The organism is Aeromonas sp. QDB54 (assembly GCF_027707385.1).
Lineage (GTDB): Bacteria > Pseudomonadota > Gammaproteobacteria > Enterobacterales > Aeromonadaceae > Aeromonas > Aeromonas hydrophila.
Genome location: NZ_JAPCIT010000009.1, coordinates 91,785 through 115,163 on the forward strand (window position 1 = coordinate 91,785; position 23,379 = coordinate 115,163).

At 61.7% G+C, this 23,379-nt stretch carries 15 protein-coding genes; 7 read left to right on the forward strand and 8 right to left on the reverse strand.

Translation table 11 applies throughout. The features are described from left to right. Nucleotides 1–15: 15 nt before the first annotated feature. The 5 genes from PG881_RS11110 (at nt 16) to hisIE (ending at nt 8,821) form a co-directional block, all read left to right on the forward strand. Nucleotides 16–1,125: a response regulator gene (locus PG881_RS11110; protein ID WP_139390462.1), complete on the forward strand. Its 1,110-nt coding sequence runs from the start codon at nt 16–18 to the stop codon at nt 1,123–1,125. After that, entirely contained in the window at nt 1,118–3,271 is a 2,154-nt protein-coding gene (locus PG881_RS11115) for a PAS domain-containing protein (protein ID WP_270799974.1), read from the forward strand. Before PG881_RS11110 ends, PG881_RS11115 begins: the two co-directional genes overlap by 8 nt. After that, nucleotides 3,268–7,239 carry a PAS domain S-box protein gene (locus PG881_RS11120; protein WP_270799976.1) on the forward strand — a complete coding sequence of 1,324 codons (3,972 nt, stop codon included), beginning with the start codon at nt 3,268–3,270 and terminating at the stop codon, nt 7,237–7,239. Before PG881_RS11115 ends, PG881_RS11120 begins: the two co-directional genes overlap by 4 nt. A gap of 180 nt (nt 7,240–7,419) precedes the next feature. Beyond that, nucleotides 7,420–8,193, forward strand: a complete 774-nt coding sequence (gene hisF, locus PG881_RS11125) for an imidazole glycerol phosphate synthase subunit HisF (RefSeq protein ID WP_024945358.1) — start codon at nt 7,420–7,422, stop codon at nt 8,191–8,193. Beyond that, nucleotides 8,186–8,821 (forward strand): bifunctional phosphoribosyl-AMP cyclohydrolase/phosphoribosyl-ATP diphosphatase HisIE, encoded by a 636-nt coding sequence (gene hisIE / locus PG881_RS11130; RefSeq protein ID WP_270799980.1) that lies wholly within the window; start codon nt 8,186–8,188, stop codon nt 8,819–8,821. Before hisF ends, hisIE begins: the two co-directional genes overlap by 8 nt. 39 nt (nt 8,822–8,860) lie before the next feature. Here hisIE and PG881_RS11135 read toward each other — a convergent pair whose 3' ends face one another. The 3 genes from PG881_RS11135 to PG881_RS11145 form a co-directional block, all read right to left on the reverse strand. Further along, complete coding sequence (locus PG881_RS11135; protein ID WP_270799982.1) at nt 8,861–9,349, reverse strand: hypothetical protein; 489 nt, start codon at nt 9,347–9,349, stop codon at nt 8,861–8,863. Nucleotides 9,350–9,442: 93 nt separating this feature from the next. After that, nucleotides 9,443–10,351 carry a KAP family P-loop NTPase fold protein gene (locus PG881_RS11140; protein WP_270799983.1) on the reverse strand — a complete coding sequence of 303 codons (909 nt, stop codon included), beginning with the start codon at nt 10,349–10,351 and terminating at the stop codon, nt 9,443–9,445. A gap of 139 nt (nt 10,352–10,490) precedes the next feature. Continuing rightward, entirely contained in the window at nt 10,491–12,113 is a 1,623-nt protein-coding gene (locus PG881_RS11145; protein ID WP_270799985.1) for an acyl-CoA synthetase, read from the reverse strand. Between the two features lie 635 nt (nt 12,114–12,748). Here PG881_RS11145 and PG881_RS11150 point away from each other — a divergent pair. Then, entirely contained in the window at nt 12,749–14,275 is a 1,527-nt protein-coding gene (locus PG881_RS11150; protein ID WP_270799986.1) for a YfcC family protein, read from the forward strand. Between the two features lie 49 nt (nt 14,276–14,324). Here the strand turns inward: PG881_RS11150 and PG881_RS11155 are convergent, their stop codons facing one another. Continuing rightward, nucleotides 14,325–14,513, reverse strand: a complete 189-nt coding sequence (locus PG881_RS11155; RefSeq protein ID WP_017764436.1) for a hypothetical protein — start codon at nt 14,511–14,513, stop codon at nt 14,325–14,327. 503 nt (nt 14,514–15,016) lie between these two features. On the opposite strand from PG881_RS11155, the gene PG881_RS11160 reads away from it, so the two are divergent. Beyond that, complete coding sequence (locus tag PG881_RS11160) at nt 15,017–15,562, forward strand: glycine zipper 2TM domain-containing protein (protein ID WP_016350791.1); 546 nt, start codon at nt 15,017–15,019, stop codon at nt 15,560–15,562. Nucleotides 15,563–15,689: 127 nt separating this feature from the next. On the opposite strand, the gene PG881_RS11165 is transcribed toward PG881_RS11160, so the two are convergent. The 4 genes from PG881_RS11165 to xdhA form a co-directional block, all read right to left on the reverse strand. Continuing rightward, complete coding sequence (locus PG881_RS11165; protein WP_270799989.1) at nt 15,690–18,908, reverse strand: ExeM/NucH family extracellular endonuclease; 3,219 nt, start codon at nt 18,906–18,908, stop codon at nt 15,690–15,692. Between the two features lie 530 nt (nt 18,909–19,438). Then, nucleotides 19,439–19,924, reverse strand: coding sequence for a xanthine dehydrogenase iron sulfur-binding subunit XdhC (xdhC, locus tag PG881_RS11170; RefSeq protein ID WP_118881187.1), 486 nt, complete (start codon nt 19,922–19,924; stop codon nt 19,439–19,441). Next, nucleotides 19,921–20,799 (reverse strand): xanthine dehydrogenase FAD-binding subunit XdhB, encoded by an 879-nt coding sequence (xdhB, locus tag PG881_RS11175; protein WP_270799992.1) that lies wholly within the window; start codon nt 20,797–20,799, stop codon nt 19,921–19,923. The genes xdhC and xdhB overlap by 4 nt, the downstream gene beginning before the upstream one ends. Further along, nucleotides 20,792–23,110 (reverse strand): xanthine dehydrogenase molybdenum-binding subunit XdhA, encoded by a 2,319-nt coding sequence (gene xdhA, locus PG881_RS11180; RefSeq protein WP_270799995.1) that lies wholly within the window; start codon nt 23,108–23,110, stop codon nt 20,792–20,794. The genes xdhB and xdhA overlap by 8 nt, the downstream gene beginning before the upstream one ends. Nucleotides 23,111–23,379 lie beyond the last annotated feature (269 nt).

The window sequence follows — 23,379 nt, forward strand, 5'->3', positions numbered from 1 at the left end:
CGTCACGGAGGACCTATGTTTACATCTCACTCCGCCACCATCCTGATTGTCGATGACTCACCCGAAAATCTGATGGTGCTGACCGACCTGCTCTCTCCCACCTATCGGGTGCTCGCCGCCCAGAGCGGGGAGAAGTGTCTGCGGATCGCCACTGGCAAGACAATCCCGGATCTCATCCTGCTGGATGTGATGATGCCTGGCATGGACGGCTATGAGGTGCTCAAACAACTGCGTATTACCCCTGCAACCAGTCGTATTCCGGTGGTGCTGCTCACCGCCCTCGCCGACCCCCAGAGCGAGGAGTACGGGCTGTCGCTGGGAGCCGCCGACTACATTACCAAACCCATCAAGCCGGCCATCGTCCAGGCGCGGGTACGCACCCAGCTGGAGGCCAAACAGGCCCGCGACGGCCTGCAGAATCAGAACGCGGCGCTGGAAGCCGAGGTGGCACGCCGCATGACCGAGAACGACCTCATCCAGCAAGTCTCCATCCGGGCGCTCGCCCATCTGGCGGAGATCCGCGACCCCGAGACCGGCAATCACATCTTGCGCACCCAGGGCTATGTCAGGCAACTGGCCTGTGCGCTGGCCAGTCACCCCCGTTTTAGCGACACCCTGACCCCCCGCTACATCGATCTGCTGAGCCGCTCGGCGCCGCTGCACGACATCGGCAAGGTCGGCATTCCGGATCAGATCCTGCTCAAGCCGGACAAGCTGACCCCGGCGGAGTGGCAGATCATGCGCACCCACGCCAAGCTCGGCAGCGACGCCATCGAAGAGGCCGAACGGGATATCGAGCAACCACTGGCGTTTCTCACCCTGGCCAAGGAGATAGCCCACTGGCATCACGAAAAGTGGGATGGCAGCGGCTATCCCGACGGCCTGCAAGGGGACGCCATCCCGCTCTCGGCCCGCCTGATGGCTCTGGCAGACGTATTCGATGCGCTGATCAATGTGCGGGTCTACAAGGCGGCCATGCCTTATGAGGAGGCGCGCGCCTTGATCCTCTCCGGCAGCGGCCAGCATTTCGATCCGGATGTGGTGACGGCGTTTGACAACCACTTCGAGCAGTTCGTCGCCATCGCCGAGCGCTACCAGGATGACAATGAGGCCAGACATGGCTGAGCAGCCTTCGTTGACCCGGGCCCATGTGCTCAACGTCGTGCTCACCTATGCCGCGGTGGCGAGCCTGTGGATCCTGCTCTCCGACAAGGCGGTGGAGTGGCTGTTCAGCACTCCGGCCCAGTTCGCGCTGGCCAGCACCATCAAGGGGTGGCTGTTCATCCTCATCACCGCCACCATGCTCTATACCATGCTGCGCCGGCGCATCGACCAGCCGACGGTGACCACCACCCCTTCCCGGCGCCAGCTGTTGCCGTTCGTGCTGCTCAACGGCCTGATCCTGGCCCTGACCGCCATGGCCATCGCCCAGAACATCAACCTGACCCAGGACAAGGAGGCAGCCCGGCTCGAGACCATTGCCGATCTCAAGAGCAAGCGCATCACCGAATGGCTCAGCGCCCGGGAATTTGACGCCCACATTCTGTTTGAAAACCCGCTATATGCCGCGCTCTATCGCGAAGCCCAGGCCACCCGGGCCGGTCATGCCAACCTGATGACCAAATTGGACGAATTTATCTCCATTCGCCGCTTCAGCGCCGCCAGCGTGCTCTCGCCAGAGGGTAACCTGCTGTGGCACACCCCGGATGCCGGCGGCCTGAGCACCCAGTTGCGCGCGGCGTTGAAGGATGCAACAAGCGGCAGCATCACCCGGGTCGGCCCCTATCTGGACGAACAGGGTCAAGCCCGTCTCGATTTTATCGCCCCGCTCCCCATGGCGGGCGACAAGTCGCCTTTCATCGTGCTGCAGATAAGCCGTAGTGACTGGCTCAACAACATTCTCAAATCCTGGCCGGTGCCGGACAGCAGCGGTGAGGCCCTGCTGTTTCGCCGCAGCGGCGATCAGATCCAGTTTCTCAACGATGTGCGCTATCGCCCCGGTTCGGCTCTCACCCTGCATTTGCCCGTCAGCAGCAAGGAGTTGCTGGCGGTCCAGTTCCTGCAGCAGAGTCGCAATGAAGAGGACAAGGCGCTCTTCTTTGGCAAGGATTACCGCAACACGCCGGTGTTTGGCACCGTACAGCCGGTCATGGGCACCGACTGGTATCTGCTGGCCAAGATAGACAAGGCCGAACTCACCCGGGCGGAGCTCAAAGAGAGCGTCTGGATCGGGTTGATCGGCCTGCTGGTGCTGCTTATCGCCAACACCGGCATCGTGCTGCTGCGCCAGCACACCCGGTTGCAGATGGCCGAGCAGATTCGCCAGTCCCAGGCCGGCCGCCTGCAGGCGCTGCAACTGCTCTCTGCCATCGCCGACAGCTCGGAAGATGCCATCTTCGCCAAGGACAGAGAGGGCAAATACATTCTGTTCAACCGCGCCGCCAGCCAGTTCGTCGGCAAATCGGCCAGCGAGATGCTGGGTCAGGACGACATGGCCATCTTTCCCCCCGATCAGGCCCGCATGCTGATGGCGCTGGGTGAACAGGTGATCGCCAACAACCGGGTACAGACCCAGGAGGAGTACCTGACCCTGCCAGGCGGTGAGCGGGTGTTTCTCGCTACCAAGGGGCCGCTGCAGGACAGCGATGGCCAGGTGATAGGCATCTTCGGCATCTCTCGCGACATCACGGATTTCAAGCGGGCCGAAGCGGGCCTGCGCGAGCGGGAGGGGCTGTTTCGCGCCCTGGTGGAACAGTCACTGGCCGGCATCTACATCATCCAGCAGGGCCAGCTCTGTTACATCAACCCAGGTTTTGCCCGCCTGTTCGGCTACGCCTCGACCGCTACCCTGCTCAAAATCGGCACCCTGCACGCCCTCGCCAGTCCGAAAGACAGCGCCAGGGTGGCTGAGCAGCTGCAGCGCTGCGAACAGGAAGACAGCGAGATCCACACCCGCTTTACCGCCCTGCACCACGACCACCAGAACATCGAGATGGAGCTCTATGGGCGCCGTGTCGACTATCGCGGCCAACCTGCCGTGCTTGGTCTGCTGCTGGATGTCACCGAGCGCGAACAGGTCGAGCAGGCCCTGACCCGACAGGCCAGCGAGCTTCGCCAGCAAAACAATGAACTGGAGCGGTTCAACAAGGTGATGGTGGACCGGGAGCTGGCCATGCTGGCCCTCAAGCACAAGATCAACGAGCTGTCACTTCAGCTCGGGCAACAGCCCCCCTATCCGCAGGCCCCCACCCCGCCGGAGGAGTCCCTATGACGCGCTGGTCTTCACTGTGGCACCTTCGCCAACCCAGACAGCGCTGGGGGGTCTGCCTGCTGGCGGTGCTGTTGCCCGTGCTGATGCTGCAGATCCGGGTCCAGCTGCCCATTGCCTTTGGCGAGCGGCCGCTGCTGGTGCTGTTCATGCTGCCCATCACCGTCTGCGCCCTGCTCGGTGGCCTGCTGCCCGGCCTGCTCTGTACCCTGGTGAGCGGTCTGCTCACCACCTACTTTCTGCTCGCCCCGCTTCATGAGCTGCGCATCGGCGCCGGGCAGGATCTGGTGCAGTGGGGCATTCTGATCGCCAACGGCGTTCTTATCAGCCTGCTCAGCGCAGCCGTGCACCGCTCCCGCGCCCGGGAAACCCAGCGCTGGCAAGAGCTCAGCAGCATCCAGTCCCGCCTGCAACAAAGCGAGACCCGCTTCCAGGCCACCTTCGAGCAGGCTGCGGTCGGCATCGCCCTGGTCTCCCCGGACGGCAAGTGGCTGCGGGTCAACCGGCGGTTGTGCGACATGCTGGGCTACCAGGCCGACGAGCTGATGGGCATGACCTTCCAGCAGATCACCCACCCGGATGATCTCTTCATCGATCAGACCTACGTGGCCCAGATGCTGGCAGACGAACGGCAGCACTACACCCTGGAGAAGCGTTACCTGCGCAAGGGCGGCGAGGTCCTCTGGATCACCCTGACGGTGGCGCTGGTCAAGGACCTCAAGGGAAAACCGGATTATTTCATCTCGGTCATCGAGGATCACCAGCAACGCAAGGAGACCGAAGAGGCGCTGCGCCGCAACGAGGGGATCCTGCGCGAATCCCAGCACCTGGCCAAGATCGGCAACTGGCGCTGGAACATCGCCGATGACAGCCACTTCTGGTCGCCGGAGATCTACCGCATCTATGGCCGCGATCCCTCCCTGCCACCCGCCATCTACCCCGAGGTGAGGAAGTACTTCACCCAGGATGGCTGGCGCGCCATCGCCCAGTCAGTCGAGCGCTGTCTGCAGGATGGCCTGCCCTACGAGTGCGATGCCGAGGTGATCCACGAGCAGGGCGAACCCATCTGGATCATCGCCCGCGGCGCCGCCCTGCGCGCCAACGACGGCACCATCGTCGAGCTGTATGGCACGGTGCAGGACATCACCGAACGCAAGCTGGCCGAGCAGCAACTGCTGCACAACCAGCAGGTGGCCCTCGATACCCAGCGCCGCGCCAGACTGGCGGCGCTCAACCTGATGGACGATGCCATCAGTGCCCGCATCCGCGCCGAAACCACCAGCAGTGCCCTGCGCGAGAGCGAGCAGCGGCTGCTGATGGCTCAGGAGGGAGCCCACGTCGGGATCTGGGAGTGGAACATGCAGGGTGGCCGGCTCTTCTTCTCGCCCGAATGCGCCCGCCTCTATGGTCGCAGCGCCGAACAGCTCAGCGAGTTCAAGCAGTGGCACAGCTGCCTGCACCCGGACGACAAGCCCCGCCTCGACAAGTTGCTGGCCGAGCTGCCGGCAAGCGGCAAACCCATCGAGATCGAATTTCGCATCCTCTTGCCAAACGGCGACGTGCGCTGGCTCAGCAGCAAGGGCAGCATCTACCGGGATGCCCAGCAGCGCCCGCTGCGCCTGCTCGGCATTCACCTCGACATCACCGAACGCAAACAGGCCGAGCAGCAGTTGCGCCAGCTTTCGCTCGCCCTGGAGCAGAGCCCGGATGGCGTCTTCATCACAGATACTCAGGCCCGCATCGAATATGTCAACGTCGCCTTCCTGGCCGCCAGCGGCTACCAGCAGAGCGAGGTGATAGGGCAGACTCCCTCTCTGCTGCGCTCCGGCCTCACCCCCAAGGCCACCTACATCGCCCTGTGGGATGCCATCAAGCGCGGCCAGCGCTGGCACGGCGAGTTCATCAACCGGCGCAAGGACGGCTCTCATTATCAGGTGCTCGCCACCGTCTCTCCCATTCGCCAGGAGAATGGAGCCGTGACCCACTACGTGGCGGTGCAGGCCGACATCACCGAGAAGAAGCAGCTCGGCGAGGAGCTCGATCAGTACCGCTATCACCTGGAGGAGATGGTCAACGAGCGCACCCTGCAGCTGGCTCAGGCCCATCAACGGGCAGAGAGTGCCAACCGCGCCAAGAGTGCCTTCCTGGCCAACATGAGCCACGAGATCCGCACCCCGATGAACGCCATTTTGGGGCTCACCTATCTGCTCAAGCGCGATACGCCGGATCACACCCAGCAGGAGCGACTGGAGAAGATCGACAACGCCGCCCAGCACCTGCTCACCATCATCAACGACATCCTGGATCTCTCCAAGATCGATGCGGGCAAGATGGCGCTGGAGCAGAGCGACTTCTCCCTTACCGCCATGCTGGACAACGTCAGCGCCCTGATGAGCGAGCAGGCGCGCGCCAAGGGGCTCACCATCATAGTCGACATCGGCGATACCCCGGCCTGGGTGCACGGCGACATCACCCGCCTGCGTCAGGCGCTGCTCAACTACGCGGCCAACGCCATCAAATTCACCGAGCAGGGCTCGGTCACCCTGCGGGTCCGGGTGGATTGCCCGCTTGCCGGCGGCTATCTGCTGCGCTTCGAGGTGGAGGATACCGGCATCGGCATCAGCCCGGAGCAGAGCGAGAAGCTGTTTCAGGCTTTCGAGCAGGCGGATGTCTCCACTACCCGCAAATATGGCGGCACCGGCCTTGGGCTGGCCATCACCAGCCGGCTTGCCACCCTGATGGGAGGGGAAGTCGGGGTCACCAGCGCCCTTGGCAAGGGCAGCTGCTTCTGGTTTACCGCCCGTCTCGCGGTGGGTCAGGGCGAACCGCAGCAACCGGCAGCGCTCGAACAGACGGTGCAGCAGGCCCTCTTCTTTGCCAACCACGCCAGGGTATTGCTGGTGGAGGACAACGCCATCAACCGCGAGGTGGTGCTGGAACTGCTCAACAACAGCGGCCTCGTCATCGAGACGGCGGTCAATGGCCAGGAGGCGCTGGAGCGCGTCAGCCAGCACCCGTTCGATCTCATCCTGATGGACATACAGATGCCGCTGATGGATGGCTACAGCGCCACCCGGGCCATCCGGGCCCTGCCGGGCTGGGAGCAGGTTCCCATCCTGGCGCTGACCGCCAGTGCCTTCGAAGAAGACAGAAAGGCCTGCAAATCCGCCGGCATGAACGACTTCATCGCCAAACCGGTGACCCCCACCAAGCTGTTCGAGGCGCTGCAGCAGTGGCTGCCCAGCAGCACGGTCGCAGCTCCCAGATACCAGCGGCGGACGACCGACCTGCTGACCGGTCCCCTCACCCGCCTGCAAAATCTGCCCGGGCTGGATCTGCAACAGGGGCTGGCGGCGCTGCAGGGCAACCAGAGCAAATACGTCGCCCTGCTGCGCCACTTTGCCAGCGAGCACAGTCAGGACATGCAGCTGCTGGAGAGCCACCTGCACGCTGGCGACAGGCCGGCCGCCAGCCGGCTGATCCACACCCTGCGCGGGGTGGCCAGCACCCTCGGGCTGGTGGAACTGGCCGCCCAGAGCCAACAACTGGAGCAGGAGCTGGCCAACAACAGCCAGACCCTGGCCGAGCGGATGGCACCGATCGATCGCCTCCTCAGCGAACTGCCAAGTCTGCTGGGGGAAGAAGATCCCAGCCCCGCCGCGAACGCCGCGCCGCTTGGCAGCCACTGGCAACAACAGCTGCTGCGCCAGATGGAGGAGTTGCTGGTGCAGAGCGACACCGCCGTGATCCCGCTGTTTGAGCAGTACGCGGCCCCCCTGCTGCTCACCCTGGGGACGTCAGGCGAGATCCTGGCTCGCCAGCTGAAAGTGTTTGATTTTGATGGTGCCCTGCTCACCCTTCGTGAGCTGCTGGCAGCAGATGGCTCTCAGCCAGGCTTGAGCGGCCAGGCGCCTGCTGGCACCAGCCGGCATCAGGGCGCGAGCAAGCTGGATAAAGGGTTGAATCACTGAATAAAGTCGTGCATATAGTGGTACTCCCCCGAGTGAAGACGCCGCCCGTTTCGGGTCTCTTTTTCCCGCTCAGGAACCCGCTGTTAAAGCATGCAAGCCACCTTTTTCACTCGCCGCCGGGCCCCTGGGCCCGTTGGCAACAACGTTAGTTTTAACAGTGCTTTACATGGAGCAACGAGCATGTTGTCAAAGCGTATTATCCCCTGCCTCGACGTCAAAGATGGCGTGGTGGTCAAGGGAGTGCAGTTTCGTAATCACGAGGTGATGGGCGGCATCGTCGAGCTGGCCCGCCGCTACGCCAGCGAGGGGGCCGACGAGCTGGTGTTCTACGACATCACCGCCTCGAGCGATGAGCGGGTGGTGGACAAAAGCTGGGTAAGCCGGGTGGCCGAGGTCATCGACATCCCCTTCTGCGTCGCCGGCGGCATCAAGAGCGTGGAGGATGCCCGCCAGATCCTGGAATTTGGGGCCGACAAGGTCTCCATCAACTCGCCGGCGCTGGCCGATCCCACCCTCATCACCCGACTGGCCGAGCGCTTCGGCGTGCAGTGCGTGGTGGTGGGCATCGATTCCTATTTTGATGCGCAGAGCGGTCACTATCAGGTCAAGCAGTTTACCGGTGACGAGAGCCGCACCCGCACCACCGCCTGGCATACCCTCGATTGGGTCGAGGAGGTGCAAAAGCGTGGCGCCGGTGAAATCGTGCTGAACGTGATGAATCAGGATGGCATGCGCCAGGGCTATGATCTCGAGCAGCTCAAGCTGGTGCGGGCCGTCTGCAAGGTGCCGCTCATCGCCTCCGGCGGTGCCGGTGCCATGGAGCACTTTCGCGATGCCTTCACCCTCGCCGACGTGGACGGGGCGCTGGCCGCCTCCGTGTTCCACAAAGGCCTTATCCCCATTCCCGAACTGAAACGCTGGCTGAAAACCGAAGGAGTCGCCATCCGTGAATAATCAAGCAGTAAACAACGAGCAGCCGCTCGCCGAACGTCTGGACTGGGCCAAATGTGACGGCATGATCCCCGCCATCGTCCAGCATGCCGCCAGCGGCGAAGTGCTGATGCAGGGTTTTATGACCCGCGAAGCACTGGCAAAGACCCAGGCCAGCGGCCAGGTCACCTTCTTCAGCCGCAGCAAGCAGCGCCTCTGGACCAAGGGGGAGAGCTCGGGCCATGTGCTCCAGCTGGTCGCCATCACCACCGACTGCGATCAGGACTCCCTGCTGATCGCCGCCAACCCCATCGGCCCCACCTGCCATCTGGGCAATCCCTCCTGCTTTGACGGTCACCCTGTACCGCCCCTTGGCTTCCTGGCCGAGCTCGAGCAGATCCTGGCAGCACGCAAAGGCGCGGATCCGGCCACCAGCTACACCGCCAGCCTCTATGCAAAGGGCACCAAGCGCATCGCCCAGAAGGTGGGTGAAGAGGGCGTCGAAGTGGCGCTGGCCGCCATGGCCAAGGATCGGGAGGAACTTATCAACGAATCCGCCGATCTGCTCTATCACCTGACCGTGCTGCTGCAAAATGAGGGGCTGGGATTGCAGGATGTCGTTCAGCGGCTTTATGAACGGCATAATAAATAAATTTTCTTATTGCTTAACGGGCTATTCAGCCCGTTAAGCTCAGTCAAATGACATCGCTAACTCAACCCAGTTTCTATATACCGACATATCTAATCTGGATTTTTCATATAGCTCTGCATTTAAAATGTAATACTTCAGAGCCTCGCAGTGCTCATCTCTATTAAATCGAGAATGCTGATCAATTAAAATTTTATTTTGTTCTAATAGATGAACAGATGCATTATTGTGTTCACCAAGATAACTCCAAAGATAGTCTCTGATTAAATTTTCAATTTGAATACTGTATTCACCAGCAACAAATTCGACTCCCTGCACTGCTCTCATGGAGAGATATATTGAGCCTTGCAGTTCATTTAATGCCTTTGGTTTTATTTCCTGCATCTTTACATTTGCCAGTTTCTGTCTGCTTCTTGCCATTGTGATTATCATTTCATAATCGGATGGTTTTATCTCATGTAATGCAAGCATATAAGCCAAGAAGACTACATTAATATCGTCTTTCTCTAAATTTAAAAGTACCAATGTCATACGGTCAATTAACTTCTCTGTACTTCGCAAAGATAAGTGGCATGCATCAGATATGGATGACAATACTGTGATAATAGCTTCTATATTTAACCCTTAAGGCCAAACATTATCAAAAGAATGATCTACAAGTACACTATTAGATAAATTACTTTCTATAAAATGTCGTTTTGAACCAGCTAACAAGCTAAAGCGCCTACTAAAAAAACGACTTAAATATGTATGTGCATCAAAATCAGCGCCGTAAATCACCTTCACTGCATGTTGCAATTGCTCTGTATCCGTTGCCAATACAAAAACAACTTTGGGAATGTCGAATATATGCTTGATTGTTTCCAGCATTTCTACCGCATAGGAGGGGCGGCAGCGATCCAGTTCATCAATCAAAATAAAAGCGGGATAATCAAGATCTCCATTACCTAATCCAACAGCCCCTTCCACCCATTGCCGTATCTCTTGTTTAAGATACTGGATAGATTCATAACGCTCTTTCTGATTACTGCATAAGGCATCTACCAGCTGATTGGCATCATCCCCTTCCAGAGAAAAATCATCTTCTTCCAATCCAGCCTTCTTAATGGCCGCTTTCAATGCCAGTTTGCCGCCGACCTTAAATAATCCCAACAAACGCTGACGCATTCTCTCGGGAATAGGGTTCTCTTTACCTGCAACATGCTTTAGCTGGTCAATAATCGAAGAGATCACCGTCAATAAGGGATCATCAGAAAAGTCCTGCTGCCAAGCATCGATATAGACGGTGGGATAGTGCTGTTTCAGCTCCATATACCAGCGCTTGATAAACCAGGTTTTGCCTGCCCCCCATTCGGCATTGAGGTTCAACACATAGTTGCGCTGTTTGCCCTCTGTCGCCAGATAATTGGTCAGAAATTCGGCATAGCGAGCGCGATCCAGTCGATCTCCCGCGAGAGTATCCTGCACTCCTTCAATGGCCCCCGGACCACTCCATGCAATGGAGTTTTCCCAATTAAACTCTGCACGCGTCATAATATTTTCCTGCCTCGATATTGAGCAGGATATTACCAGAGTGAGCTCCGAAAGAGTTTGATGGACATAGAAGTTTGGTGCCATTTTGCTCCAGGCAAAATGGCACCAACTCAAAACTTGGGATGAGAGTGGCTAGCTCCTACCCCAGCTGCTGGCGCAGCATAAATTTCTGCACCTTGCCGGTGGAGGTTTTCGGCAGCGGGGTGAAGATGATGCGCTTGGGTGCCTTGAAGTGGGCCATCTGCTCGCGGCAAAACGCAATGAGTTCGGCCTGGGTGAGTTCGCGCCCCTCCTTGAGCTTGACGAAGGCGCAGGGCACCTCCCCCCACTTCTCGTCCGGCATGGCTATCACCGCCACCTCGTCCACATCGGGATGGCGATAGAGTACATCCTCCACCTCCAGACTGGAGATGTTCTCCCCGCCGGAGATGATGATGTCCTTGGATCTGTCCTTGATCTCCACGTAACCGTCCGGGTGCCATACCGCCAGATCGCCGCTGCGAAACCACCCCTCCGCCATCGCCTCGGCGCTGGCGACCGGGTTCTTGAGATAGCCCTTCATCACCACATTGCCGCGCAGCACGATTTCGCCCATGGTCTTGCCATCCCGGGGGACCGGCTCGCCGCTGACCGGGTTGATTACCCGCATCTCTCCCTGCAGCGGTGACGCAACACCCTGGCGCGCCTTGAGACGCGACAACGTGGTGGCATCCTGCCCCTGCCAGCTCTGCTGCGGCTCGCACAGCACGCAGGGGCCATAGGTTTCGGTGAGGCCGTAGACGTGGGTCACGGCGATCCCCATCGCCTCCATGCCGGCGATCACGGTGGCGGGGGGCGCCGCCCCTGCCGTCATCGCCTTGATGGGGTGGTCGAGCCCGCGTTTGAGGGCCGGATCGGCGTTGTTGAGCATGTTGAGTACGATGGGGGCGGCGCAAAAATGGGTCACCTTGTGCTCGTGCAGCGCCTCATAGATGGCCGCCGCCTGCACATGGCGCAGGCAGACGCTGACCCCGGCCGTCGCCGCCAGGGTCCAGGGGAAGCACCAGCCGTTGCAGTGAAACATCGGCAGGGTCCAGAGATAGACGCTGTGCTTGGGCAGCTCCCAGGAGAGCACGTTGTTGACCGCATTGAGGTGGGCGCCGCGATGGTGATAGACCACCCCCTTGGGGTTGCCGGTGGTGCCGGAGGTGTAGTTGAGGGAAATCGCCTGCCACTCATCTAGCGGCAGCCAGCCTAGCTCATCCCCATTGCCCTCTGCAAGAAACGCCTCATAGTCAAGGTCGCTGACCAGCTCCCCCTCCCGGTAGAGGGGATCGTCGATGGCGATGAGCAGCGGCGCGAGTTCAATCAATGCCAGCGCCTTTTGCACCAGGGCGCCAAACTCCCGGTCTACCAGCACCACCTTGCTCTGGGCATGCTGGAAGATAAAGGCCATCGACTCGGCATCGAGCCGGGTGTTGATCGTGTTGAGCACGGCGCCGCTCATGGGCACTCCGAAGTGGGCTTCAAACATCGCCGGGGTATTGGGGGCGACGATGGAGACGGTATCCCCCTCGCCGATGCCGCGGTGGCGAAGGGCCGAGGCCAGCTGGCGACAGCGTCGCTCGGTCTGGGCCCAGCTCTGGCGCAGGGGGCCGTGGATCAGCGCCGGATAGTCGGGGTAGACCCGGGCGGCCCGCCCCAGAAAGCTGATGGGGGTCAGCGCCTCATAATTGGCGGGATTTTTTTCCAGATCGCGCTGATAGATGTTCTGCTCTGTCATCGGGTTCCTTCCTCGCAGGTAGCAAAAGCGGTGCGCTCCCGGGAGCGCCGGCAACCATCGTCTGGCGTCCTGCCAGAGGGTGCTCGTATCGGGGATCACAGCCTAGCGCGAGGTGATGGTCGCAGGTATTAGCAAAACGTCTTAGAGGCGCTGCGCCGGCGACGATAATCTGACCGAACTGCATGCTGGTGCCTGTTTTTTCAGCGACAAATATCGACGGCCAATATCCTCGGCATAAAACCCGGCAAATAATGAATATGCTGATGCTTGCATGCAAGCTGGGCATATCAGGTTGCAGGCTTGCCGATATGGATATATTTATAAACATCGCCAGCTGGATACTTATGGCATAAGCAAGCACATCGATTTATTGCCAACAAATTAATGATAGATTTCTCATGAAATATATTTTGTGACGGCTTCCATAAAGCAGGCCCGCAGCGCTGTTCATGCTTCCCCTCGGCGGGTTATGGTTTCTTGGTGAAACAATCTACAGGATGTTCAATATCAGGCCAGATTTCTCGCCATACGATGCGCCACAACCAGTGAGTTTGCGCACGCCCGCTGCATGACGAAGGAACCCTATCGACCCGATATTCCGCCGAGCCCGAACCTGCTTTATCGAGGAGCATTTTATGTGTGCCGAGCCGAATACCAAAACCCGCAGACAATTTCCCACCGCGTTTACTATTTTGTTTTTGATCATGTTGTTGGCCATCGCCCTCACCTGGATAATTCCGGCGGGCGCCTATGCCAAGCTCTCTTATAATGCCGCCAGCCATATGCTGACCATCAATACGCCGCAAGGGGAAACCCGGCGAGTGCCCGCCACTCAGGATGAGCTGACCAGGCTCGACATCAATATCGGGGTGGAGCAGTTCGTCAATGGCACCATCCGCAAGCCCATCGCCATCCCCGGCACCTATGAGCGGCTGGCCCAGGCGCCGAAGGGACTCTCCGACGTGGCGGTGAGCATGGTCAAGGGCACCATAGAGGGGGCCGACATCATCGTCTTCATCCTGGTGCTGGGGGGGCTTATCGGCGTCATCAACAAGACCGGTGCCTTCAATGCCGGGCTGGTGGCGCTGTCGCGCAAGACCCGCGGCAACGAGTTCCTGTTTGTGGCGCTGGTCTGCTTTGTAATGGCATTGGGGGGCACCACCTGTGGACTGGAGGAGGAGGCCGTCGCCTTCTATCCCATCCTGGTGCCCATCTTTCTGGCGCTCGGCTATGACGCCATCGTCTGCGTGGGGGCCATCTTCCTTGCCGCCTCCATGGGCACCACCTTCTCCACCATCAACCCCTTCTCGGTGGTGATCGCCTCCAACGCCGCCGGCATCCCCTTTACCGAGGGACTGAGCGTTCGCGCCGTCGGCTGTCTGGTGGGCACCCTGGTGGTGATCGGTTATCTCTACTGGTATTGCAAGAAGATCAAGGCCAACCCCGCCTTCTCCTACACCTATGAGGACAGAGAAAGCTTTCGGGCCCGCTTCCTGAAAGAGGGCTCCCTCGATGAAGGGGTCCCCTTCACCCTGCGCCGCAAGATCATCCTGACCCTGTTTATCCTCGCCTTTCCCCTGATGGTGTGGGGCGTCTCCATGGCCGGCTGGTGGTTCCCGCAGATGGCGGCCTCCTTCCTTGCCGTCGCCATCGTCATCATCTTCATCTCCGGCCTCAGGGAGAAAGAGGCGGTCGAGGCTTTCACCCAGGGGGCGTCCGAGCTGGTGGCGGTGTCGCTCATCATCGGGCTGGCGCGGGGGGTCAACCTGGTGCTGGATCAGGGGATGATCTCGGACACCATCCTGGCCTATGCCTCCAGTCTGGTGGCCGGCATGCACGGCGCCGTGTTTGCCGTGGCCCAGATGCTGGTGTTCACCCTGCTGGGGCTGGTGGTGCCCTCCTCCTCGGGGCTGGCGGTGCTCTCCATGCCCATCATGGCGCCGCTCGCCGATACCGTGATGATCCCGCGCTACATAGTGGTGTCGGCCTACAACTGGGGGCAATACGCCATGCTGTTCCTGGCCCCCACCGGGCTGGTGCTGGTCACCCTGCAGATGCTCGGCATCCAGTTCAACCAGTGGGTCAGGTTCGTGCTGCCCATGGTGGGCTTCGTGCTGGGCTTCGGCGCCCTGATGCTGGTGGCGCAGGTGATGCTGATCTAGGGCACATGGCCCCCGCCCCGGCGGGGGTCATGCCTTAGATCTGGAGAGCCTAGTGGCGCACCCTGTGCTGCTGGCGAAAACAGAAGAGCTTGAGGCTGATGTCGGCAAGGTCGGCGGGCAGCTCCTGCGCCGTCTCACAGAGGGGTTGATAGAGGGAGTCCAGCAACCGCTGGGCTTGTTCCCGGGTGATGATGCCGGCCTGCACGGCCGGTTGTATCCATCTTGGCAGCATCGACATATGAACCCCCTTGCTGACCGGATGACCGCAGCCGAACTGGCCTGACTGCGGGTGGCGCCTGCCGGCTCACATTGGGGTGGGCCGCCAGAGACGCGCGATTGATCCTCTCTGCCAACAGAGCAAGCATAATGCTTGCCGTGATCTGTTATCGGCCGCCAGCCATCCTGGCAACAGTGATTTATCAAGCGGTTGGCATGCCCTGACTGACGCAGGGGGATGACAAGTTCCTCTGGTTTGCCACTGCGCCAGCCGGCGGTGGCAGGAGCTTGGCGCAAAATGGGAAAATAGGCCCAGCTGAATCGCAAAATGCCACTCGCAGATCGCTTTTGCTGCCTTTCCCCCGCCTTTGTCGCCAAAGCCCGACACCTTTTTGACGAGGCATTTTTTGGTGCAGTCAGGGGCTGTCGTGCCCGCACCGGCTTTGCCTTGTGCCTCCTTGCCCTTGTGCCAAGATGACCGCAAGCAAGAGACGCATCCCGTGATGCATTTGAGGAGAAGAGAAAATGAACAAATCCATGTTGGCAGGAGTCGGGATCGGTGTGGCCTCTGCGCTGGCCTTGTCAGCCGCCGCCAGCGGATCCCTGTTTTCATCACAGCCTCAGTTCGCCGAAGTGCTGGCCAGCAAAGCGGTGACCGAGACCATCAAGACCCCCCGTCAGGAGTGTCGCAACGTCACCGTGACTCACCGCAAACCGGTGCAGGACGAGCACAAGATCCTGGGTACCGTGGTCGGCGCGGCGCTGGGCGGGGTGCTTGGCAACCAGTTTGGTGGCGGCAACGGCAAGAAGGTGGCAACCGCCGCAGGTGCCGTGGCGGGTGGCTATGCCGGCAACCAGGTACAGGGCAACATGCAGGCCGGTGATACCTACACCACCACCGAACAGCGCTGCAAGACGGTGCAGGAGAGCAGCACCCGCACCCTGGGTTATGACGTCACCTACCGCCTCGCCGGCCAGGAAGGGGTGATCCGCATGAACAAGGCCCCCGGCGCCACCATCCCGGTCAAGGATGGCAAGCTGGTGATCGACGGCCCCCAGAGCGGCAGCTGATCCCGTCAGCCTGTCCCGCTCAGAGGCCCATCCTGGTGATGGGCCTCGCTGTTTTTGGCGCTCTTGGCCGACAACAGAAACAACAGAAAGGGGCCCGCAGGCCCCTTTTCTTATTGCTCAATCATCCTCAGTGGCGACCGAAGGGCCACCAGGACTTGTCGTTGTCCAGAATGTCGACCCGGGTCTCCTGCAGGTTACCCGGCTGGCCACCTTGCAATGTAGCCAGGCTCACCTTGAACTGCTCGGTGGGCTCGACAAACCAGTCATCGATGATCAGCACCTTGACCGACTTGCTGCCCCCCTCGCCCGCGGCCCAGCTCACCGACTGACCGAACCAGGGCAGGAAATCCAGCCCCCAGCGCGCCGTGACCCCGTCAAGGGCCACCCGGGCCCGGGCCGGTTTGCTCAGATCGCCGCTGCGTACCAGCGGGATATCGGCAAACCACTGCCCCTCGTTCACCGTCAAGCTAGCTCGCGCCAGCGAGATGGTGGACGGCGCCAGCTTGTCCTTGATGGTCACCAGGGTCTGGTGCTGCTCGCCCAGGGTCGCGCCACTCGGGTCAAACAGCTCCAGGGTAAAGGTCTCGTCCCCTTCGCGCAGGGTGTCGCTCTTCACCGGGATGCTGATGGTCTGGCTGTCGCTCTGTCCGGCGGCCCAGTGCAGGGTGCCGGTGAGCGGCGCCACGTCGTTGGCATCGGCGCTGCCGTAGGCAATGCGGTAGCTGACGCTGGCCTCCCCATAGGTGCCGTCACGGCGCGCCACGCTCAAGGCCAGGGTGTTGCCCTCCTCCACGTTGGCAGCGGCGCTCTCGAGGCTCAATACTCCGGCGGGCGGCAGCGGATACTGAATGGCTACCAGCACGGGATCGTGATCCGAGGCGCTGAAGGGCCCTTCGGATTTCGCCAGCTGGCCGCTGTACTTGCTGCCGTACTCGAAGAAGTTGCTCTCGGCAGAGTTGATGTGCCAATCCTCGATGCCGATCACCTTGGCCGCGAGGCTCGGGTTTGCCAGGGCGTGATCCAGGTTGCCGAGCTCCCCTTCGTAGCTGTAGGAGTAAGTGTCGGTGCCGTGGAAGCGGGTGTTGAGGTTGATAAGGCCATACCCCTTGCCAAGAGCGCTGCCGCTCTCCTCGAAGGGCTGACCCGCCAGAGTGGTGAAGGAGGCGCTCATGATCTGGCGCGATTGGGCAGCCGGATCATAGTCGGTCAGCACCCGGATGGGATCCTCCATGCCATAGGCGTTCATGTCGCCGATAAGCAGCAGATCCCCGGCCAAATCCTTGAGGTGCTCCCCCAGCACCTTGGCGGCGGAGACCCGCAGCGCATTGCAGTGGCCCTGGCCATCGAGGGGATCGGCAGTGGCATAGTCGGGGTAATCCTCGAAGCAGGCGGAGCCCTTGGACTTGAGGTGGTTGACCACCAGGGTCAGCGGCGCATCCCCCTTGAGCGAGCTGAAACGCTGCACCAGCGACTCGCGCATCCCCTGATTGATGGTCACCGGCTTGCCGCTGGCGTCCTGCGCCTCGGCCTGCTGCACCGGCAGCGCGATGAGGCTGGCAGCCCCCTCCGGGGTCACCTTGGCGGGCCGGTAGATGAGGCCCACCGTGATGGCGTCGGTGCCGATGGGCTTGCCATCCGGTGAGGCAATCCAGCGGTAGTGATCCGCCTCATCCGGCTGGGCGGCGTTGAGGGCCGCCACCAGGTTGGCGATGGCGGAGTTGTCGCCATAGCCGTTGTTCTCGATCTCCATCAGCCCCACCACGTCGGCGTTGAGGCGAGTGATGGCGCTGACGATCTTGGTGCGCTGCAACTCGAACTCCACCACCGTCGGGGCGCCCCGGTTGCTACCGGTGGGGTTGGCATCGCCCCCCACGACCGTGGTGAAGAAGTTGAGCACGTTGAAGCTGGCGACCCGCAGATCCCCCGCCTCGGCGAGTTCCGGCGTTTCCACCCGATCCCAGCCACTGTGATCTATCTGGCTCGCGTCGATGCGGTTGCTGGCCACCAGTCGGAACAGGTTGTAGGAGTAACCAAGCGCCCCCTCCAGCCCGTTGAGCTTGTCGCCGATGCGCAGGTAACCGTCCTCGGCGTTGAAGCCGGGGAACCAGGGCAGCACGCCGTCCGGCGCCTTGGCGTCGGTCTCCACCACCAGCTGGTTCTGCTGGTTGCGCAGGGCCCAGTTGCTCGCCTCCTGGCTCATGGCGGCAAATTTCTGGGTCGACTTGATGAGCGGCGCACCATAGGCCAGCACCAGGTTGTTGCGCTTGCCGTCGTAATCGAAGCTGAAGTTGCGGGTCACCACCAGGCTGGAGCCCGGCACCAGCCGTACCTGCATCCCCTCGTGACGCTCCAGCAGCTGGCTCAAGCTCTCGCCCGCCACCGGCAGCAGATCCACCGCAGCCGGGATGGCCCCCAGCGGCCGGGTCACCACCAGCTCGTCGGCGTTGAGCTGGGTCTGGTTGAAATACTCCTTCACCTTGCCAGAGACGCACACTTCGGCGCCCGGGACGATGGCAGCATTGGCCTTGGTGCTGTAGACGAAGAGGCCGTCGGAGGTGGCCGGATCGCCGTCCCCCTGCTCATCTTGAATGAAGAAGCCCTTGTAGAGGCCGCTGACCACCTGGGTCACCACGCCGCGGGTGGCGTAGGCCTGTTCCGATTCGAACTTGCCGGCCGGCACCAGCGGGCTGCTGGTGCCGGGGCTCTGAATGGCAGGCACCGGCACCAGGCTGTCCACCGGGCAGACGAAGGCGGGCGGCTGGGTGCCATCGCAGGGGCCATCGCCACTGCAACCCAGGCCGCTGGCGTCATCTTTCGGGGCGGCCACGTATTCCTGCGCCGGATCGAAGGGGGCGGTTGCATCAGTCCGACCCGTGGTGACGGTGGCCTTGCGACGCAGGGTCATGTCCAGGGTCGAGACGTTGCCCGACACCCAGGCCGTGCCCGGATCCACCCCCACCTGGCCGAAGCTGTCCACTATCTCGCTGCCGCGATAGAGCACCAGGGCGTCGTCACCGTTGAACACCAGGTTGCCGCTGGTGCGGTTGGCCTTGGCCAGGATCTCGCTGCTGGCGGAGGGGTTGGCCAGCACCAGAGTGGCCCCCGGGGCCAGCGTGCCTTGCAGCGCCAGGCTGTTGGTGGGTGATTCGCTGATGGGTTTGCCGTTGGCGTAGAGCGCCAACCGGTATTGGGAAAGATCGACGAGGTCGCTGCCGAGGTTGCTCAGCTCCACCGCCTTGTTGTTGCCCGAGCCTTCCAGGTATTCGCTGATGAGCAGCTGTGCCTGTGCCGGTCCCGCCAGCGCCAGCCCGACGGCCAGCGCTACCAGAGAGTGTCTTCCTGACATGCCAGTTTCCTTTTTCTTTTTGATGTTATGTTTTGCGCCCCGCCAAGCGGGCCGCAGCACCTGATTACAACCCTGATTGCGTATCATGGCGGCCTTCGCCGACCATGGCGCCTACTCTGCCCGTTTGCGCGAAGGGTCACCGCGAGCTGGCTAACAATTACAGAAAAATGTTGCGACCAGGTGACAAAAAAGGGGGCTTTTTTCAGACCCCTTGCCACTATTTTCCGTTATTTCCCGCCCGCCGGTATTTGCTGCCGCCAATAGGCAAAAGGGGCGCACAAGATGGCGACACAAGCTGACATATCGCGTAAAAACAGTCGCTTGCCACCCCACCAGCTGCCGCACGCAGCAGCCTGTTTATTAATTAGGCGATCTGGTAAGCGACACCGGATGGGTGCCCCCCATTGCCCGCCCAAAATAACCAGATGCACGCTTGAGCGGCGGGGTGAAAATAACCTCCCGGCCTATTTCAGGCGCCGTCATGTCAGTGCCGAACGACGGTTTGCAAGGCTCATCGAGGGGCGACTCCGTCACCCCTTGCAGCACTTCTTCACCGCCCGCACCACGTTCTGATAACCGGTGCAGCGACACAGATTCCCCGACAGGCCTCGGCGGATCTCCGCCTCGGTCAAGGGTCGGCGATCTGTCTTGTCGAGCAGGGCGGCGCTCGCCATCACGAGGCCCGGGGTGCAAAAGCCGCACTGCACCGCCCCCTCGTCGATAAAGGCCTGCTGCACGTCGGAGAGCTCGTTGCCTCTGCGCTCCCCCTCCACGGTGCGAATGGATTTGCCATCGGCCCACACCGCCAGATAGAGGCAGCTGTCGATGGCGGTGCCATCCACCCGCACGGTACAGGCGCCGCACTCACCGACACTGCACCCCTCTTTCACGCTGATGAGCCCCTGCCCACGCAGGAAGTGAAGCAGCGACATGGTGGGCGACACCGCGTAGGAGTAAGGCTTGCCGTTGATCTCGCACTGGATCGCAACAGTGGGACAGCTTTGCGGTTGCATCATAGGATCTTGCCTCCGGCACGTTCGACGGCGCAGGTGATCACCCGCTGCGCCAGGGTTTTGATCAGGTGCAGGCGAAACTCTTTGTCTGCCCGCCAGGAGGAGCGCGGCGCCACGTCGGCCACCACCGCCTCGGCAATCGCTGCCAGCGTGGCGCGAGTCAGCGGTTGCCCCTCGGCCGCAGCTTCGGCGTGCGGGGTGCGCACCGGCGTCGGTGCCGCCACCCCGTAGGCCAGCCGCAGACTCTTGAAGTGGCCATCCTCAATCTGGCAGTAGGCGGCGCAGCCGATGGTGGCGATGTCCATGGCACCCCGCATGGCGTATTTGAAGTAGTGGGAGCCCACCTGGGGGTGCGCGTCCGGGGCAAAGTGAAACGCCACCAGGATTTCCGCCGGTTGCAGCGCCACCTTGCCCGGGCCGGTGTGAAAGCCGGCGATGGGGATGCGGCGCGTGCCATCGGGGCCGGCGATTTCCAGCTCGGCCTCCAGTGCGACGGTGGGCGCCGCCGAGTCGGCACTGGTGGCGCCGTTGCAGATGTTGCCGCCATAGGTGGCGACGTTGCGGATCTGCGGCCCGGCTATGGTGGCGGCCGCTTCCGCCAGCATCGGCAGGCGGCGCTGCACCAGCTCGTTTTCGATGAGCTCGGTAAAGGTAGTGCCGGAGCCGATGCGAATAGAGCCGTCGGCCAGCCCGCTCACCCCCTTGAGCTCGGGCAAGTCGTGAATATCGACGATATGACGATAGGCGGCGTTGAGGTGATGGAGCTGGATCATCACATCGGTGCCGCCAGCCAAGAGGCGCGCCTCTGGGTCGGCCTGGCGCAGGGCAACCGCCTCGGCCACGCTGTGGGCCTTGTAGTAACGGGCAATATCAAACATGGCGTTGCTCCTCCCCTGATCCCTCGCCAATCAAACCCGCCGCGACAAACTCCCGGAACAGGGTCTTGGGGGTGATGGGCAGCTCGTTGATGGCGACCCCAGTCGCCATGCGAATGGCGTTACGGATCGCCGGGCCCGGCGAGATGATGGGTGGCTCCCCCAGGGATTTGTGGCCATAGACCGACTGGGGCTCGTAGGTCTGCACGAAGTCGCACTCGAGCTCGGGCAAATCCAGCATGGTGGGGAACTTGTAGTCGAGCAGGTTGGGGTTGCGCACCACGCCGGTCTTGGCGTCGATGATCATCTCCTCGAACAGCGACCAGCCGATCCCCATCCCCATGCCGCCGTGCACCTGCCCCTCCGCCAGCTGCGGGTTGAGGATCTTGCCCGCATCGTGCAGGTTGAGGATGCGGTTGATGGTCACCTTGCAGAGATCGATGTCGACACTGAGATCGACAAAGGTGCAGCCAAAGCTCGGCGGGTTGGTGGTGGTCTTGTGGGAAACCTCGGAGGTGATCTGGCCGCCGATAGTGAGGTGGTAATAGGCGTTGACCGATACCTCGGCGACGCTGATGAGCACCTTGTCCGGCGCACCCGCCAGCACCACGTAACCGTCGATCAGGGTGAGCGATCCCACATCCTGATGGCAGAGCTGGGCCGCCAGCGACAAGATGCGGGCCCTCAGTTGCAGCGCCGCCTGATGGATGGCGGGGGCCGCCACATAGCTCTGGCGCGAGGCGAACGAACCAGGATCGTAGGCGGTGATGTCGGTATCCTGGGTCGAGATGACCCGGATCTGCTCAAACGGAATGCCTAACGTCTGGGCCGCCATCTGGGCAAAGACGGTGTCCGACCCCTGCCCTATCTCGGTGGCGCCGATCTGCAGATTGACGGTGCCATCCTGGTTGAGCAGCATGCGGGCGCCGGCAATTTCGACCCCCACCGGATAGGTGTTGGAGCCGTAACTGAAACAGGCCACCCCGATGCCGCGCCGCACCCGGCTCGCCGGATCCTGCGCCAGACATTCGGCCTTGAGCCGCTCCCACTGGAACTGCTCGCCGCCCCGGCGCAGACACTCGGGCAAGCCGGCGCTGTAGATGGTCTTCTGGTTGACCTGATTGACATCCCCCTCGCGGGCCACGTTGGCGATGCGCACCGCAAGCGGATCCAGACCCAGCTCGGCGCAGGCATCGTCCAGCATGCACTCGAGGGCAAACACCACCTGGGGCGCGCCGTAACCGCGCATGGCACCGGCGGTGGGCAGGTTGCTATAAAACGTCTTGGCGTCATAGCCAAAGGCGCTGCGCGGATAGAGGTAGCTTATCTTGTTGGCGCCAGCGCTGGCGATGGAGTGGCCGTGGGAGGCATAGCCGCCGGTGTTGGAGAGCACGTCGAGCTGATAGCCCTTGAGGGTGCCATCCCGGCTGATGCCGAGGGTGCCGTCGATGGCAAAGCCGTGGCGGGTGCGGGAGGCAAAGAAGCACTCCTCCCGGCTCAGGGTCACCTTGACCGGCACGCCGCCAAGCTGGTAGCTCAGAAACGCCGCCATCGGCTCTTCCAGCACATCCTGCTTGTTGCCAAAACCGCCGCCCATGTAGGGCTTGATCACCCGCACGCTCGACCAGGGCAGGCCGAGGGATTTGGCCACCCGGCTGCGCACAATCTGGGGGATCTGGGTGCTGGTGACGACGATGATGTGGTCCGGCTGATCCATGTAGGCGTAACAGGTCACCGTCTCCAGATGACAGTGCTGCACCACCGGCGTCTGGTAGTGCCCCTTGAACTGCATGTCGGCGGCGGCGATGGCCTGTTCCGGCTCACCCGCCCGGATCTGGCTCTGGCGCAGCAGGTTGCCGGTCGGGTGGATGGGACAGGCGCCCTCGGCCAGGGCACTGGCCGCATCCGTCATCACCGGCAGCGGCTCGTAGGTCACCTTGACCAGGGAGGCAGCCTTCTCGGCAACCAGCGGATCGCGGGCCACGACTATGGCGACGCCATCGCCAAAGTGGCGCACATGGTCGGTGAGCAGACGCCGGTCTTTCACGTCCCGCTTGGCCTCATCGAGGGACCAGGCGTGACCGGCGGTGCGAAAACAGGTGGTGGGCACATCCTCGTGGGTGAACACGGCTTCGACCCCGTGCAGGGCCAGCGCCTCGCTGGCGTCGATGGTGAGCACCTTGCCGTGGGCGATATGGCTTCGCACGTACTTGGCGTGGCGCATGCCGAGCATGATGTTGTCGTCGGTGTAGCGGGCGCTGCCGGTCACCTTGGCCTCGGCATCCACCCGCTTGAGCGGTAATCCTATGGACATATGCAAGTCCTTTGTCAGGCAGAAAAAATCAGAACCGGTATAAAAAACAGCAAGATATGCGCCCGTTTCCGGCACGTCGGGCCAACCGGGGGGCAAAGGCGGCGAGCAAAGGGAAGAAGTGTGAAGAAGATCCCATCCGGCTCTCCGTCATGGCCGTGGCCGACCCCGGAATAGCAGCCCATGGAGGACTCGGCGGCGCCAGTGCCGGGCGGCGTTATCAATCTGGTAAGCCCCGTTATCAAAATGGTATGAGTGCGGTTTAAAGGGCG